The following is a 16,240-nucleotide window of genomic DNA, read 5'->3' on the forward strand; positions in this document are numbered from 1 at the left end:
CTGCTCTGGCACCTTAGCCTTTATACATAATCAACAATTCACCAACTGGATGAGTCTGATTTTAAGTAGCTTAATATTTACTCCTCTTCTGGCGGCGCTGGTCGTGTTGGTTATGCCAGGACGCTTGCAAAAGCCAATTAAGGCCGTGGCGCTGCTGGGGGCGCTCCTGCAAATGGGGCTGGCAGTGTGGCTGTATCTTCGTTTCGATGGTAGCGCCTTTGCCAATGGCCAGACAGGTTATCAGTTTGTAGAAAAACTACGCTGGATAACGTTCTCGCTTGGCAACCTGGGGCATTTCCAAATTGAGTATTTTCTGGGGGTAGATGGTATTAGCGTGAGTATGGTGCTCCTGACAGGCATTGTAGGGGTAATTGGCGTTATTTCATCCTGGACCATCAACAAAAACATAAAAGGCTATTTTCTGCTCTACCTACTGCTGCTCACCAGTGTGATGGGGTGTTTCCTGGCCCTCGACTTTTTCCTGTTTTACCTTTTCTTCGAGTTTATGCTGTTGCCCATGTACTTCCTGATCGGGATATGGGGCGGACCGAAACGCGAATATGCGGCCATCAAGTTCTTTATCTACACACTTGTAGGCTCTCTTTTCATCCTGATCGTGATGATCGGGCTATACACTTCCGTTATTGATCCACAGGCTACAGCCTGGCAACTAAAGCTGGTACAGAATGGCCTGCCGGTTGGTGCCGAGGTGATAGGGCAGGTGCAGCAAATGCTGCAGGACAATGCTATTCATGCCAGCGACCTGGTGCGCACGTTCAGCATTCCGGCTATGATGGAGGCCGCTAACTTTGTGCCCGATAGCCTGCTGCATACACTCTCCGGCCATGAGCTCTGGAACCTGCCGCTGCGCTTTATTGCATTTCTGCTACTCTTTGCCGGTTTTGCTATTAAGGTGCCGGTAGTGCCGGTGCATACCTGGCTACCCGATGCCCACGTAGAAGCGCCAACTCCTATTTCTGTGTTACTGGCCGCCATCTTGTTGAAAGTGGGTGGTTACGGGCTTATCCGAATTGTTTTTCCTGTCTTTCCTGATGGTGCTGCTTATTTTTCGGTGCTGATTGGTGGTTTGGGAGTGTTCTCGATTATTTATGGGGCACTTTGCGCGCTGGCTATGAACGACCTGAAAAAGCTGATTGCCTATTCTTCGGTATCGCATATGGGCTTTGTACTGCTGGGGCTGGCTTCGCTCACGACAGAGGGCGTAAACGGTGCCATTTACATGATGTTCAGCCACGGTCTTATATCGGCTATGCTCTTTTTAGTGGTAGGTGTTATCTACGATCGGGTGCATAACCGCATGATTCCGAACTTCCGGGGGCTGGCTAACCGGATGCCGGCTTATACAACTTTGGTTGTCATTTCTTTCTTTGCATCGTTGGGCTTACCTGGTTTTTCAGGTTTTATTGCCGAGCTGCTGGTGCTGGTAGGTGGCTTTAGTGCGCCAGAGGCAACAGGCATGCTGCCTCGCTGGCTCACAGTGGTAGCTGTTTTTGGTTTGTTATTGGCTGCTGCTTATTACCTTTGGGCCTTGCAACGCATGTTTTTTGGTAAATTCTGGATTTTTCCAGACCTCCGCGAAAAAGCTGTTATCACAGACCTTAACGTCAGGGAGTATCTTATGCTGGTACCGCTGGCAGTGCTGGCGCTGCTGTTCGGCATTTTTCCGCACTTGCTTTTAGATAAGGTAGGAACGGCGGCTGCCGGATTTGCGGAATTGGTGCTGCAAAATGGGCAGGACCAGCTGAATCATATTTTATCATCCATTTTGTAGCTTTACGTGAACGAGCAGGGCGCTTTCTTAACGCAATCTATCAACGCTATCCTGGAGGGGGCTGGCTCATTGCTGCCCGAACTCATGCTGGCGTTCTTCTTCCTGCTGCTCGTTACCCTAGACCTTTTTAGGTCGCAGGTAATTAAAAAGCTGCTGCCCTGGCTTGCTCTTACGGCCTTCTTTGCCACCTTGCTTATTCAAATACTAGGTGGCTACACTTCCGAGAGTGTACAGTTCTTAAACCTGCTCCGATCCGACGGCCTGGCGCGTTACGCCGGAATCCTTTTTAGCGCAGCTGGAATATTTACAATTCTGCTCTCGCTGCAGAACAAGCAACTGGAGAGTAGGCAACAGGGGCAGGGGGAGTATTACGGGTTCCTGCTCATGCTGGTGCTGGGGCTAAACCTGATGGCGAAGTCTATAAACCTGCTCATGGTGTTTCTGGCAATTGAAACCGTTTCAATTGCCTCCTACATCCTTACCCTTACCCTGAAAGAAAAAGGACGTGCCATTGAGGCCGGCCTAAAGTATATTCTATATGGAGCACTGTCGGCAGGCATTATGCTGTATGGCATGTCGTTTTTTTACGGCCTCACCGGCTCCCTCAACTATACCTCCGGTGACTTTTGGTTTAGCTTGCTGCAGGCCAGCCCGCTGATGGTGACCGTAGCCGCCATTCTGGTTTTTGCCGGCTTCTTTTTTAAAATCTCTGCTGCCCCTTTTCATTTCTGGACGCCTGATATTTACCAGGGCGCCCCTATGCCGGTTGTCGCCATGTTTTCTACTGGTCCTAAAATGGCAGGTATGGTGGTTATTCTTCGGTTTGTGGCTGCCTTTTCAGATCCTGCTAATGCAACAGCCTTTGCTGATGTGCAACTGTTTCTGGGTGTTGCTGCCTTGGCTACCTTGGCTGTTGGTAATTTTACGGCAATCTGGCAGCAAACGGCACGCAGGCTGATGGCTTTTTCCTCTGTTTCGCATGCCGGTTTCCTATTGGCTGGTTTGCTGGCTTTTGGCACAAACTATACTAACAGCATTCTGTTTTACCTTACCGTGCTGCTCTTCATGAACTTTGGCGTTTTCCTGTTTATGCAAATGGCCGAAGACGATTTCAGGATAGAGCGTCTCTCAGATTTCGCTGGCTTGGGGCGGGCTTATCCTTACATTGGAGTAATGGCGTTGCTGTTTTTTATATCGCTTACAGGTTTGCCGCCATTGGCTGGGTTCATGGGCAAATTGCTTGTTTTCTCTAACCTCTGGGAGGCGTACGGCCTTAGCCAAAACAAAATGTTACTGGCCTTGCTGGTAGTAGGAATTCTGCTCACGGGGGTGGCATTATTCTATTATATCAAGATACCTTTTTACCTTTTCTTCAAAGGGAATTATACAGACAAAAATTTAGTTATTTCACTGTCGGATAAGTTGCTGCTGGCTCTCTTTGCTTTGCCACTGCTGGTCTTCTTTTTTAAGCCTGACCTGCTGCTAACCTGGATTGAGAAACTGTTAACAACGGTACGTTAAAGATTATATGAGCGATTCTATTAAGCACGAGTGTGGTATTGCCCTAATCAGGCTCAGAAAACCAATTGAGTATTACGCGGAGAAGTATGGTACTCCCATGTATGGCATCAATAAGCTGTACCTGCTAATGCAAAAGCAGCACAACCGCGGACAAGATGGAGCCGGAGTTGCCAGTATTAAAATAAACGCGATGCCTGGTATTGAATATATCAGCCGTTTCCGTTCTGTAAAAACCCGGGCAATTGATAACATCTTCAAAAAGATAGGGCAGGAGTACTCTGCCTTGGAAGAGAAGCAGCCAGACCGCGTGAAAGATGTGAGCTGGGTTTGGGAAAACATGCCGTTCCTAGGTGATGTGTACCTGGGCCACCTGCGCTACGGTACACATGGCATTAACAGTGTAGACAACTGTCACCCGATGGTGCGCGAAAACAACTGGCGTAGCCGAAGCCTGGCAGTGGCTGGTAACTTCAACATGACCAACGTGGATGAGCAGTTTAAGAAGCTCATCGATCTTGGCCAGCACCCAAAGCACAAATCAGATACTATCACGGTACTTGAAAAAATCGGGCATTTTCTGGATGAGGAAAATCAGCGCCAGTTTGATATTCACAAAGCCAAAGATCATACAAACCAGGAAATAACGCAGCTTATTGAGCAACACCTCGACATGCAGCGAGTGCTCAAGCGCTCTTGCCGCGATTTTGATGGTGGATACGCTATGGCTGGTCTAACTGGCTACGGAGCTTCTTTTGTAGTACGCGATCCACATGGTATCCGGCCTGCTTATTACTACATGGATGATGAAGTTGTAGTGGTAGCTTCTGAAAAACCAGCTATCAAGACTGCTTTTGACATTGAGTATAGCGAGATCAAGGAGATTACGCCTGGCTCTGCCCTCATTATTGATAAAGGGGGGGAAGTAGGTTTGAAGGAAATTCTGCCACAGAGAGAAAAAACCTCCTGCAGCTTTGAGCGAATATATTTCTCCAGAGGCAATGACCCGGAGATTTATACAGAGCGCAAAAATATGGGTAAGCTGCTTTGTCCTCAGATTTTGGAAGCCATTAATTACGATCTCAAGAATACGGTTTTCTCTTATATTCCAAACACTGCCGAAACCTCCTGGATCGGTATGATGAAAGGGATAGAGAGCCACCTGCGCGATTATCGTAAAAAGGCAATTCTGAACCAGAAGCTTACTGAAGAGCAGCTGGATGAAATTCTGCAGTTTAAGCCACGTGCCGAAAAACTGGTTATCAAAGATGCTAAGCTTCGCACCTTCATCAGTGACAACGACAGCCGCGATGACTTGGTAACGCACGTTTACGATACTACTTATGAAGTAGTTAAAAAAGGAATTGACACTATTGTAGTGCTCGATGACTCCATTGTCCGCGGTACCACGCTAGAGAAGAGCATCATCAAAATGCTTGATAAGCTGGAGCCTAAAAAAATCATCATTGTATCGTGTGCACCGCAAATCCGCTACCCTGACTGCTATGGCATCGATATGTCAAGAATGAAGGAATTTGTGGCTTTCAGAGCTGTGCTGGAACTGGTGAAGGAGTCTGGTGTGGATAGAGTGAAGGAAGTTTATGATAAATGTGTGGCCGCTGCCGGTACACCAGAATTTAGCAAAATTAACTTCGTTCAGGAGCTTTATGCCCCATTCAGTCCAGAGCAAATTTCTGATAAAGTTGCTGAAATTGTACGGGCAGTAGATGTGAACGCAGATGTGCAGGTAATTTATCAGCGAATAGAGGATCTGCACCAGGCTTGCCCGAACCATACCGGCGACTGGTATTTTACAGGTAATTACCCAACGCCAGGTGGTATTAAAGTTGTCAACAGGGCTTTCATGAACTTTGTGGAAAACAAAGGCGGAAGAGCTTACTAGGTTTAATTTTAAATGAATGATTGAGTGGATGAGTGACCTCACTTTGAAAATCACCAAAATCACTTAATATATTATGGAAGAGGGTACTCGTGTGAGTGCCCTCTTTTTATTTAAAGAACCATTAAGTTAGCTAAAGAGAGCTTCTAACAGAACATCGAAATCTGTTGTACCTTTTGGGTTCAAATTTTTTTAATGAAAATGGTCTTCAGAAGCAAAACAGTCCGATTTGCTCTAAGGGTAGTTTTAGCTTCCAGGGCTTGGCTAAACAGTATTTAAAGGTGTCTTTTGAGAGTAATCAATTTCCAAATCGTGTAAACTTAGCGCGGTAGTCTTCCGCTCCAGGTTTAGCTCAAATTGCCGGAGTGCATGATACCGGATAATAAATAATTAGCAAGTTGAAAACATGCTAAGTAATATAGCACCTGTTACTACTGCACCAAAATATGCGGTAGGGGAAGCTAGTAATATGTTTATCTTTAAAATAAAAAGCGAGGGGCACCCAGTTCAGGTGCCCCTCGCTTTTTATAAGTGATTTAAATTCTTCTTGTTAAACGGAGAAGCTATCGCCGCAACCGCAGGTGCGGGTGGCGTTCGGGTTGTTGAAGAAGAATCCTTTACCGTTCAAACCGTCAGAGAAATCGAGCTCTGTGCCGGCCAGGTAAAGAAAGCTTTTCATGTCAACCACTACTTTTACGCCTTTATCTTCAAACTCCTGATCCATTGGTTTTACCTCGTCGTCAAAATCGAGGTTGTAGGACAGGCCGGAGCAGCCACCGCCTGCTACAGAAGCGCGCAAGCGGAAGGTGTCGTCTAGCTGAGCATCCTGCTTCAGCTTTACAACTTTCTCTTTTGCTTTATCTGATACTGTTATCATACTATTTATCGTCTATGAGACAGGGTTGAGCACAACGCTAAAAACTGTAATCGTGTTCATGTCTCGGCCAAAGTAAAGTTTATCAAGTGCCTCGTACATATGCCTGGCTCTGAAGTAAGAGGTGTTCAGCTCTTTATCGTGCCGGGCCATCCATTGTATGGTATACGAGCTTTCGTGGTCGCGGTAGCGCTGCACATAAGTCAGCATCTTGCGCAGGGCGTCCAATCGGTCGTAGCCTGTTTCGGAGTGGAGCAGGAACGACTGGTTGTGGCGCGGGTTAACGGTAATCAGGTCTAACCGGGTTTTATTATCGATCTGCCTGAATTCAAAAAGCAGATTGCCACCACTCATTCCTAAGTGGTTTTCAATCTGCTTTTGAAGGCGCACACTTTTTAGATGTACATCAGTAGTTGACTCCATCTGTGAGTCCTGTGCTTCTTAGTGATGTGAACTAGCCAGCTCTAAAGCCGGAAGACCATTCTTTACGCGGTAATCGTTGATCGCAGATTTAATAGCATCTTCGGCCAGAACAGAGCAGTGAATTTTAACAGGCGGTAAAGCCAGTTCTTCTACAATGTCCATGTTGTCAATGGCTAATGCCTCGTCTACTGTTTTTCCTTTCAGCCATTCTGTAGCCAGCGAAGAAGACGCAATAGCAGAACCACAACCGAAAGTTTTGAACTTGGCGTCTGTAATTACTTGGTTCTCGTCTACCTCAATCTGAAGACGCATTACGTCGCCACACTCAGGAGCACCTACTAAACCAGTACCAACGTTTGATTTTGCTTTGTCCAGCGTGCCTACGTTACGTGGGTTGCTGTAATGATCGATAACTTTATCTGAATAAGCCATAGCTTCTATTTTTTTATTAAAAATTATAAATTCAAAATTAGAAATTAATCTAATATAGGTCGTTTTTTAAAGTTCAGAATTAAAAACCAGAATTAATTTATTATAGTTGACAGTTCTAAAGAACCCTAACCATATTTTCTAATTTTTAATCAATTTCCTAGTGTTCTGCCCACTCAATAGAGTTCAGGTCGATACCTTCTTTGAACATTTCCCACAGCGGAGACATTTCACGAAGTTTAGACACAGCCTCTTTTACGTGATTGATAGCGTAATCTACTTCTTCGTCGGTTGTGAAGCGGCTCAGGCCGAAACGCAGCGAAGAGTGTGCCAGGTCGTCACTAAGTCCTAATGCTTTTAATACGTAAGATGGTTCCAATGAAGCTGAAGTACAGGCAGATCCGGAAGAAACAGCCAGGTCTTTCACACCCATCATCAGGCCTTCGCCTTCTACATATTTAAAGGAAATGTTGCTTACGTGTGGCAGACGGTGCTCGCGCGATCCGTTTACATAAGACTCCTCGATGGTTAACAGCTCTTTTTCCAGGCGATCACGCATGGCAGAGATACGGGCTGTATCAGACTCCATCTCTTGTTTTGCCAGTTCGCAGGCTTTTCCTAAACCAACAATGCCAGGCACGTTAAGTGTACCGGAACGCATGCCGCGCTCGTGGCCACCACCGTCCATCTGGGCAGTTACTTTTACACGTGGGTTTTTACGACGTACATACATCGCACCTACGCCTTTAGGACCATACATTTTGTGTGCAGAGAAAGCCATGATGTCGATGCCATCTGCCTCTACATCTACTGGTATTTTGCCTACAGCCTGTGTGCCATCTGTAAAGAACAGAACACCGTGCTTTTTGGCAATTCTGGAGATTTCACGAACCGGCTGGATAACACCAACCTCGTTGTTGGCATACATGAGCGAAATAAGGATAGTCTTGTCCGTGATAGCTGCTTCCAGTTCCTGCAGGTCGATGAGTCCTTCTTCGTTAACTTTCAGGTATGTAACCTTTCCGCCCAGCTTCTCGATATGCTTGCAGGTATCAAGCACCGCTTTGTGCTCGGTAGTGGCTGTAATAATATGATTTCCTTTAGAGGCATACATTTCAAACACACCTTTTATAGCCAGGTTGTCGGATTCTGTAGCACCAGAAGTAAAAATAATTTCTTTAGGAGAGCAGTTGATAAGTGATGCGATTTGCTCACGGGCATAATCAACGGCTTCTTCTGCCTGCCAGCCAAAAGCGTGGTTACGGGAGGCAGCGTTTCCGAACATTTTGGTCATGTACGGCAGCATAGCATCCAGTACACGCGGATCTAGCGGTGTAGTGGCGTTATTATCAAGGTATATAGGTAGTGTTAGCATAGCACTGATTTTGTTCTTATTATGTGACTGCTAAAATAACAGCGGAAAGAAAATATTAGTTTTAGATTTAGGGCAAATTTAGTAAAAAAAGGATAATAAGACTAATTCCAATTAAAATGAAGAATCTGGAGCATATCGGTATAGCTGTCAGTAATTTTAGTGAAGCCAATAAATTATACTGCAAGCTACTTGGCGCAGAGCCTTATAAAACAGAGTCTGTGGAATCTGAGGGCGTAAACACGTCTTTTTTCAAGGTTGGAGAGGCCAAGATCGAACTACTGGAGGCAACCTCCCCCGATAGTGCCATCGCAAAATTTATTCAGAAAAAAGGCGAAGGTATTCATCATATTGCCTTTGAAGTAGAAGATATTGTAGCGGAAATGGCGCGCCTGAAGCAGGAAGGTTTCGTGCTGCTAAGTGAAATTCCTAAAAAAGGAGCCGACAATAAACTGGTTTGTTTTGTGCACCCGAAAAGCGCTAATGGTGTGCTGGTGGAGTTAACGCAGGAGATAAGAGGGGAGGAGTAGCTTTTTCTCTTTCAGGTTATTTTTAAGTGTAGGGTGATTCTTAGAAGCAACTTTTTACCTTATTCATTTTTACCCCACCCATTGTCATCCAGAAAGGATCTTGTGGGCGATATGCGAAAGCTGCGCTAAGCGCCTTTAAGTTTAAGTTCGCATAGCTTCTTTTCTTGCTGTAATAGCTACTTGAAGTTATTTCATTGCCTAAGTCTTTGTTCTTTTTGTCTTGATACAAAAAGAACCAAAAAAATCAAGACGATTTTGTCTAAAGGGGGCCCCTGCACCCCCACTCGCTGAACGCTCAAACAAAAAATCGTCAAGTAGTGCACCTGGCAAAGGTGTCTACTTCTTAGCTTCTTGCCGCAATACAATTTTAGATGTTAGCTACCGCACAACAAATTATTCTAATGAAAACAGCCTTCCAAAGCAGTTTCTATGAAAAACCACCAAGGACATCTTATACTTACAGCCTAGCTGCCTTATTCATCAACCCTAGACTAAAAATAGCTGATTTGCCTCCGGAAGACCTATTTCATTAGAATAATTTAACACAGCTTGGTTAAAACTCAAGTCGGTAACTTGCAAACGGAATCAGGGTGAGCTGGTATTTCTTTACCAGTTCCTTTTTGTTGGTGTCGTAGTAGGTATAGGCCAGGTTCTTCTGGTTGGTGGTGTTCTGCAGATCAAGGGAGATGGTGCGGGTGTAGCCCTGTTTATTTTTACGGAAGCTGATGCGGGTGTCGAGGCGGAAATAGTCAGGCATTTTTTCGGTGAAGGCAAGGCTCTCCTGATAGACAGTTCTACCAGCTGCCTCGGAACGAGCCACATCAATAGGTGTCTGCCGCAGTCCTCCCAGCCACAGCACGCGGGCATTTACGTTAAAGCTTCTGGAAGCATCTCTTTTCTGTTTCTGGCCAAACTCTTTGCCGGTGGTGAGGGTAAAGGTGTAGTTGCCGTTAAATTGGGTGTCGCGCCAGGTATGGTCCATGTTCTGGTAAAGCGAGTTGTACACGCTACCGGTTGCCAGCGCATAAAAGCCTTTGTCCAGTAACCGCTCCGCCGATACCTCCACGCCATAGTTTCGGCCTTTGCCCTGGTTTACTAGTTGCTCGGGCACAAAAAACTCCAGCTGGTTCAGAGAGCTGTAGGTGGAGGCACTGTTGCTACTAATAGGCACGTTGTGCAGCTCCTGCCAGTACAAAGCCGTTTTCAACAGGTACTGTTCCCTAAAAGCCGTGTTCTGCTCCAGTGTGTAATGGTCTGCTTTCAGAAAATCGAGGTGACGATTGCTGGCTAAGGTCAGCGACTGGAAACTTGGCAATTGGCTGTGCCGGCCGTAGGCAAAGCTGAGGTTCTGATCCTGTCGATAGCTCCATTTAAGTGAGGCGCGCGGTTCAAGCGACGAGATGTTGTTGAAGGAGAAGCTGCTGTAGTGAAGCCCATAGTTCAGCGTCAGCGCCTGCGACAGAAAATAATAGCCGTTCAGGTAAGGCTGCAGCAACAGTCCGCTCAGGCTGCCTTCATTATAGTTAAGGATAATCCCGCTAATATCGGTTGGCCGTTCGTAGCTGCGGTTGCTGAAGAAGATATGATTAGTAGTAATACCCGGCTGAAACAAATGCCTGCCTGCTCGAAGGCTGCCGTAGGTGTGGAAGGAGTGGCGTTGGGTATTAATCTGATCAAACTCAATTTCCTGTTTTGCAAAATCATTGAAAAGATATTCACCTTTTCTGCCAGTTGTTAAACCCGACAGTGCGTAGGCCGACCTGATAGAGAAGCTAGGGGAGAGCTTGATTTGGTGTGTAATGCCCAGCGCGCCCATGTCGTTGTAAAAGTCTATGTCGTTGCGGTCTTTCTGGTAAATCCATTGGGTAATGTCTCGTTGTGCCTCAAAGCGAGTAATGCTTTTACCGCCCATCCCGAAAATAGTAAAGTCGCCTGCCTTTTTAGTGGGCAGCGATACATTAAAAGACAAATCCTGAAAATTTATTTCTTCGTCGCCAAGCGGAACGCCTATAGCACCCAGCAAGCCAATGGTAGAGTAGCGGTAGTTCACAAGGTACGAGCCTTCATACCCTTTGGCAATGGGACCTTCAGTGGCCAGGTCAATCCCGATCAGGCTGAGCTGAAAGGTGTTCTCGCGCTTCTGATTGTTACCTTTCCGGAGGCGCATATCGAACACGCCGCTCAGCGCATTGCCGTAACCAGCCGGAAAAGCGCCATTCAGGAACCGCGAGTTAGCCAGTAGCTGCGTGCTGAGGATGTTAACGCCACCGCCGTTTTGGGTTGGTCTGTCGGAGGCGGTGCCGGCATTGGTGAGGTGGTTTGGGTTTACAATGTCCAGGCCCTCGAGGCGCCAGAGCAGGCTGTTAGGGCTGTTGCCGCGCACGCTGATGTGATTCGCCTGATCGTTTGCCGTTACAACTCCCGGGAAAGAAGCGGCCAAACGAGCCGGATCGTAAAAAGTGGCAGCATAGCGCTGCGTCTGCTCCATGGTAATGGTGCGGGAGTTAATTTCCTGCAGATCTATCTGTTCACCAGTGCTTACCGTTAGCTCCGGCAGTTGACGGGCCGTTTCTTCCAGCCTGATATCCAGCACGGTTTCTTTTCCGGCAATATGCAGCACCTGCACCACCATATCCTGGTAGCCGAGGTAAGAGATTTGCAGGGTGTGTCGGCCAACCGGCACCGCTGGCAGCAGAAATTGACCAGCAGCATCGGTGGTAGTGCCCTGCGGCGATGGCAGCGAAGTAACCGTAACTGTGGCTGCAGGTAGGGGAGAAGCCGATAGCTGTTCCCGCACCGTACCTCTTATAGTTTGTGTTGGCTGCGCCAGGAGTTGAAGCGATGACAAAAGTATGGCAAGGAGAAGTAGTGGTTTCTGCATATAGATGTGGTGATAGCGAAATGCCTTTTTCTGGTAATTTAAGTATAACCTTGTGCGGTAGCAACTAATTTTTTACTTCTACTGCTCCACTTTTTGTCAACCTGAAAGGATCTTGTGGGCCAGAACCTTCAGCAACGGCTACTGGCTTTGAAGTTCAAGTTTGCATAGCTGTTTTATTATAATAATAGCTGTAGCTGCTTGTTTCATAGCCTAAGTCTTTGTTCTGATACAAAAGCCGCAAGGCTACAGATATTGTAAATAGTCATCCTGAGTTTGCCGAAGGATCTATAGTGTACAAAAAGACTGATAAGGCATTTCCTGCTACACTCGTCATGCCATTGCTACTAATAATTAGTTTCTTCGACAGGCTCAGAATGACTCGGAAAAATTCTTTTGACAAGCCTTTTACAGTATTATATTAAATCCTTAAAGTTTAGTCTGACGGCTATGGTTTTGATATAAAAAGAATCAAATAAAACAAGACGCGCCAAATAGAAGGCCCCTGCACCCCCACTTGCTGAACGCTCTTTATCGAGGGCCCCTACCCCCAACAGTGCCGGCTCAATAAGTGCACCTGGCTGCCTTGTTTGCTCTGTAACCTCCTGCCGCAATACCTTTTTAAATGATGAAGCAGCTTTTGCTCGGCTAAATTCTTCTAATGAAAACACCCTTCCGGAGCTTTCTGGCTAAAATTTCCTTAAAGGGCAGGACTACATTATTGACTGCTTGTGCTTGAACCTGATGATGAATGTGCTATCACAGGTCTTTTGACTTACGATACGATGGCAGTACTTTGCACCACTTTACCGCCTTTGGCTACTATGTCCGCTTTTGCTCTTTCGAAACCTTCCTGCGAAATAGGTCGGCAGGCATCTTCAATCACAAAAGTCCGGAAACCTTCTTGCAGGGCATCTTTGGCTGTGAAATACACGCAGTAATCGCCGGCGAGGCCAGCTACATACACCTCCTGCACCTCTTTGCCACGGAGGTAGTCGGTGAGGCCGGTGCTTTTTAAGTGGCCGTTGTCGTAGAAGCCGCTGTAGCTGTCTACACCTGGTACCATGCCTTTTCGGAAAATAGCCTCCACCTGGTGCAGCTGCAATTCCTCAGAAAACTCGGCTCCTGCTGTGCCTTGCACACAATGGTCGGGCCATAGCACCTGCTCCAGCCCTTGTAGTTGTATAACATCAAACACATTTTTTCCAGCGTGCTGCGAGGCAAAGCTTTTGTGGTTGGCGGGGTGCCAGTCTTGTGTCGCCACTACCAGGTCGAAGTGCTGCTGCAACTGGTTGGCAATAGAAATAACCTGGTCTCCTGCGGGTACTGCCAGCGCACCATCCGGTAAAAAGTCGTTTTGGATATCTATTAAAAGTAATGCTTTCATGTTTGCTGTTTCGTGGTTCTGGTGCATCAGTTGTCCTACTTGGCACCTTCAGAAAAGCAAAAATAAACATCTAAAGATATTGTGCCAGCTCCTGTTCCACATTAATTGCCACCCGATTTTGGTTCGCCGCCTCCACCTCCGGATTGGTCATCGTTGGTGATGCCCCTCTTTTTGCGGGCAATATCGCCTTTCAGCTTTCCGAAACGGTAATTAAACGAAAGGTTAACACGGCGCATTAGATAATAGCTTTCCGACATCTGGTAAAAAGATGGGTCGTCAATTTCAGTAAACCAGCGCCTGTTTTTCTGGAATGGGCTGGAAATGGAGCCACTGATGGTCGCTTTGTTATCTTTCAGGAATTGCTTGCTCAGTGAAAGGCTATGATAGGCGTAACCACCAGATATACCTTGTAGCATAACCCTTGGCGAGTTTAAGCCAATGTTACCACTCAACCGCCACTCTTTCTCGAACTTATAGCTCGCATTGCTGTGCATGTTAGCCGTTAGTCCGCGGTTTTTAACCAGGTTACCTGCCAGGTTGCTTTCCAGTTGCACATAATTAAGAGAGCCGTTGAGGTTAACATTCAATTTTTTGAAAAAGGTGGAGTTGCCGCTCAGGTTAAGGCCTGTGGTGCTGTTCTGGCCGATATTGCCGAAGGTGGTGCGGGCAATTCTGTCGTCGCCTAGCGTTGTAAATTGCTGTATTGAGCTATTGGTGAAATTATGGGTAAGGCTGGCATTAATAGAGGAGCCTTTTACGAAGGTGTTATAAGCCAGCGTAAATACATTATTGGTAGCAGGCTCTAGGTAAGGGTTGCCAAAGCTAATGTTGGTAGAATCTATTACGTTTATATAAGGGTTAATAAACCAAAGACTTGGCCGCTGAATGCGTTGTGTGTACGACACTTTTACGCTCGACATACCTTTCAACTTACGCGAAAGAGTAATATTCGGAATCAGGTTCAGATAATCCTGCTCAGCAAAAGTACCAGAGGTCTCAAAATTGGCAGCCACTCTTGTCTCTTCCAGGCGCGCCCCTATTTTCAGGCCCCATTCGTTTTTACGTAGGCTAACAGAGGTGTAGGCTGCATAAATGTTCTGCGTATAATCAAAGCTGTTGCTTAGCTCCGGCACCTCCTGAAACGATCCGTTTTCCTGGCGGAAACGGTAATAATAGTCGCTGCTGTTGTCGCGTAAAATGGTTTTAAGGCCAAACTCCAGTGTTTGCTTTTTAATAGGGTGCACATAATCAGCCTGCATGGTCTGTTCTCTCGATTTTCCGTCGTTTTCGGTGGTGCTGAACAGGCTGGTGTAGTTCAAGAGGGCCTGATTGTCTATATCAGCCAAATTTCCGTCGCGGCTTGTGTTCATTTTATACGACAGGGTCAGCAGCTGCTCTTTGCTGCGTTTAAACGTGTGTTGGTAATCCAAACCAAAATCGCTGCCACCCCAGTTGTAGTCGTTTGAGTTGTTGCGAGTATAGGCCTGCTCCAGTAGCCCCTGACTGATACGACGGTCCACGTTCAGAAAAGTGTAGCCTTGGCCTTTGCTCATGTTCGCGCTGAAGTTGGCCGAAATTAGGTTTAGCGTATCTGGCTCATAGCTTAATTCGGTACTTAGGTACTGAAAACCACCCTCGTTTTCTGATGTGCCAATCTGCTCTAATTCAGCCTGTGAAGCTTCTCTGCGGAACATATAGCTCCTGTTGGTCGGGTTTTTATACAGGCTGCTGCCGTAGTAGGCCGATACTCCAAATTTGTTGTGCTTAGCCGTTAAATAACCACCGGCATTAGCACTCTCAGGACTGCCTATGCTGCCGTTCAGAGAGCCATTGTAGCCATTAATTCCCTTCTTGTGGGTAATAATGTTGATAATGCCTCCTACACCTTCTGCCTCGTATTTGGCTGGCGGGTTGGTTATAACTTCGATGCTCTTTATAGAGTTAGCAGGCATGCTTTTAAAAACGTCTTTGGGGTTTCGCACAAACAGCGAGGAGTTCTTGCCATCTACCAGCACCCTAAAGCTGCTGCTGCCATTCAGCTGAATATTGTCTTCGGCATCTACTGTGAGTAAAGGTACTTTCCGAAGCATGTCAAGGGCTGTCATGACCTGATTTTCCGGATCGGCATCCACATTGTACGTTAGCTTGTCGATATCCTGCACAATTAGCAGCTTTTCGGCTGTTACCTGCACTTCTTTTAACTGGTTGGAAGAAGAAGCCATGCTAAGTTTCCCCAGATTGATTGTCTGGTTCGCCTCCGTTAGCTCAGTCAGGGGAATCAGTTTGTTTTTGAAACCTACGGAAGTCAGCAGAATTTCATACTTCCCGTACGGCAGGCCCTTGAACTCAAATGCGCCGTTATCGCCTGAGAAGGTACTTTTTAAAGGCTGTTCCTTTCCCTGTTCTCGTAAGAGCACCGTTACATAAGGCTGTGTAACGGAGGTAGCCGAGTCTATTAAAATACCTTTTACAGTACCGTTGGCGGCAGGTGCCTGTGCCTTAACTTTGGTAAAACAGCAGACGCAGAGAGCTGCCAAGAGTAACAGGAGTTTCATAGCTGAAATAATTAAACAGAATTAGGTATTCTAGTACTCTGGTAAGCTACGCGTATCAATGAGTTGCCCGAACACTGGGGTAACTATGGGTGCTGTGGCCTAAGCTGTCGCCATTAGAAGAGGGTGCGGCATGGCGAGTGGGTAAAGAGCAGGAATTCGTAATTATTATTATCAACTCCTGAAAATATATAATTATTGCGATTATTTGTTTAAACTTATATAAAATTTTGTAAAAATATTATTGTTATTATGAATAGTTTTTGCCTTCTGCTGCTTACCAAATTTTAATTTTATAGAAGCAAGAGAAAAGCGAGTGTGAGGTAGTAATGAATTAAAAACCAATAAGTTGTGGCTAATATATGTTAGTGTCTGTCATTGCACATTTCTCTGAGGCAGTAGGAGATATGGCTGCCTCCTTATAGGAGAAAGAACTGTAGAAGGTGGTTTAGGTGCTATATAGGAGCAGAAGCAAAGCTTACCGGAAAATGATGGCTTACAGCACATTCCCCTTGTCGCTCGTCTACAAATCGTGTTAAATTGATTTATGGTCCTGGCTTCAAAGCCGCAGTGAGCAGGTGATGC

General features: G+C 46.3%; 12 protein-coding genes. 4 read left to right on the forward strand and 8 right to left on the reverse strand.

All coding sequences use genetic code 11. The features are described from left to right. Window positions 1–49 precede the first annotated feature (49 nt). Genes ACMA1I_RS12615 through ACMA1I_RS12625 form a run of 3 tightly spaced genes read left to right on the forward strand, consistent with a single transcriptional unit; the run spans window position 50 to window position 5,213 of the window. Window positions 50–1,792 (forward strand): NADH-quinone oxidoreductase subunit M, encoded by a 1,743-nt coding sequence (locus tag ACMA1I_RS12615; protein ID WP_337068711.1) that lies wholly within the window; start codon window positions 50–52, stop codon window positions 1,790–1,792. 6 nt (window positions 1,793–1,798) lie between these two features. Next, entirely contained in the window at window positions 1,799–3,313 is a 1,515-nt protein-coding gene (locus ACMA1I_RS12620) for an NADH-quinone oxidoreductase subunit N (RefSeq protein ID WP_337068712.1), read from the forward strand. Between the two features lie 7 nt (window positions 3,314–3,320). Next, entirely contained in the window at window positions 3,321–5,213 is a 1,893-nt protein-coding gene (locus ACMA1I_RS12625; RefSeq protein WP_337068713.1) for an amidophosphoribosyltransferase, read from the forward strand. A gap of 547 nt (window positions 5,214–5,760) precedes the next feature. Here ACMA1I_RS12625 and ACMA1I_RS12630 read toward each other — a convergent pair. From ACMA1I_RS12630 to ACMA1I_RS12645, 4 genes are all read right to left on the reverse strand, one after another. Further along, complete coding sequence (locus ACMA1I_RS12630; RefSeq protein WP_337068714.1) at window positions 5,761–6,087, reverse strand: iron-sulfur cluster assembly accessory protein; 327 nt, start codon at window positions 6,085–6,087, stop codon at window positions 5,761–5,763. 12 nt (window positions 6,088–6,099) lie between these two features. Then, a complete protein-coding gene (locus ACMA1I_RS12635) occupies window positions 6,100–6,507 on the reverse strand; it encodes a hypothetical protein (RefSeq protein ID WP_337068715.1) in 408 nt (135 codons plus the stop codon). An 18-nt stretch (window positions 6,508–6,525) separates the two neighbouring features. After that, window positions 6,526–6,939, reverse strand: a complete 414-nt coding sequence (iscU, locus tag ACMA1I_RS12640) for a Fe-S cluster assembly scaffold IscU (protein ID WP_337068716.1) — start codon at window positions 6,937–6,939, stop codon at window positions 6,526–6,528. A 157-nt stretch (window positions 6,940–7,096) separates the two neighbouring features. Beyond that, window positions 7,097–8,311 carry an IscS subfamily cysteine desulfurase gene (locus ACMA1I_RS12645; RefSeq protein WP_337068717.1) on the reverse strand — a complete coding sequence of 405 codons (1,215 nt, stop codon included), beginning with the start codon at window positions 8,309–8,311 and terminating at the stop codon, window positions 7,097–7,099. Window positions 8,312–8,427: 116 nt separating this feature from the next. Between ACMA1I_RS12645 and mce the strand changes: the two genes are divergently transcribed. Further along, window positions 8,428–8,838: a methylmalonyl-CoA epimerase gene (mce, locus tag ACMA1I_RS12650; RefSeq protein WP_337068718.1), complete on the forward strand. Its 411-nt coding sequence runs from the start codon at window positions 8,428–8,430 to the stop codon at window positions 8,836–8,838. Window positions 8,839–9,391: 553 nt separating this feature from the next. Here mce and ACMA1I_RS12655 read toward each other — a convergent pair. The 4 genes from ACMA1I_RS12655 to ACMA1I_RS12670 all read right to left on the reverse strand — a co-directional run bounded on the left by ACMA1I_RS12655 (window position 9,392) and on the right by ACMA1I_RS12670 (window position 15,658). Continuing rightward, the gene (locus ACMA1I_RS12655) at window positions 9,392–11,719 is read right to left on the reverse strand and encodes a TonB-dependent receptor (protein ID WP_337068719.1); all 2,328 of its coding nucleotides are present in this window, start codon (window positions 11,717–11,719) and stop codon (window positions 9,392–9,394) included. 413 nt (window positions 11,720–12,132) lie between these two features. Beyond that, entirely contained in the window at window positions 12,133–12,387 is a 255-nt protein-coding gene (locus ACMA1I_RS12660; protein ID WP_337068720.1) for a hypothetical protein, read from the reverse strand. 104 nt (window positions 12,388–12,491) lie between these two features. Then, a complete protein-coding gene (gene pncA, locus ACMA1I_RS12665) occupies window positions 12,492–13,103 on the reverse strand; it encodes a bifunctional nicotinamidase/pyrazinamidase (RefSeq protein WP_337068721.1) in 612 nt (203 codons plus the stop codon). A 101-nt stretch (window positions 13,104–13,204) separates the two neighbouring features. Beyond that, complete coding sequence (locus ACMA1I_RS12670) at window positions 13,205–15,658, reverse strand: TonB-dependent receptor domain-containing protein (protein WP_337068722.1); 2,454 nt, start codon at window positions 15,656–15,658, stop codon at window positions 13,205–13,207. Between the last annotated feature and the right edge of the window lie 582 nt (window positions 15,659–16,240).

Origin of the sequence: Pontibacter sp. 13R65, from assembly GCF_047525655.1 — a bacterium.
Classification (GTDB): domain Bacteria; phylum Bacteroidota; class Bacteroidia; order Cytophagales; family Hymenobacteraceae; genus Pontibacter.

Coding starts and splice junctions, on each gene's coding strand:
- ACMA1I_RS12615 (WP_337068711.1), top strand. CDS start 50: ATGAGTCTGATTTTAAGTAGCTTAATATTTACTCCTCTTCTGGCGGCG.
- ACMA1I_RS12625 (WP_337068713.1), top strand. CDS start 3,321: ATGAGCGATTCTATTAAGCACGAGTGTGGTATTGCCCTAATCAGGCTC.
- ACMA1I_RS12630 (WP_337068714.1), bottom strand. CDS start 6,087: ATGATAACAGTATCAGATAAAGCAAAAGAGAAAGTTGTAAAGCTGAAG.
- ACMA1I_RS12635 (WP_337068715.1), bottom strand. CDS start 6,507: ATGGAGTCAACTACTGATGTACATCTAAAAAGTGTGCGCCTTCAAAAG.
- iscU (WP_337068716.1), bottom strand. CDS start 6,939: ATGGCTTATTCAGATAAAGTTATCGATCATTACAGCAACCCACGTAAC.
- ACMA1I_RS12645 (WP_337068717.1), bottom strand. CDS start 8,311: ATGCTAACACTACCTATATACCTTGATAATAACGCCACTACACCGCTA.
- mce (WP_337068718.1), top strand. CDS start 8,428: ATGAAGAATCTGGAGCATATCGGTATAGCTGTCAGTAATTTTAGTGAA.
- ACMA1I_RS12655 (WP_337068719.1), bottom strand. CDS start 11,719: ATGCAGAAACCACTACTTCTCCTTGCCATACTTTTGTCATCGCTTCAA.
- pncA (WP_337068721.1), bottom strand. CDS start 13,103: ATGAAAGCATTACTTTTAATAGATATCCAAAACGACTTTTTACCGGAT.
- ACMA1I_RS12670 (WP_337068722.1), bottom strand. CDS start 15,658: ATGAAACTCCTGTTACTCTTGGCAGCTCTCTGCGTCTGCTGTTTTACC.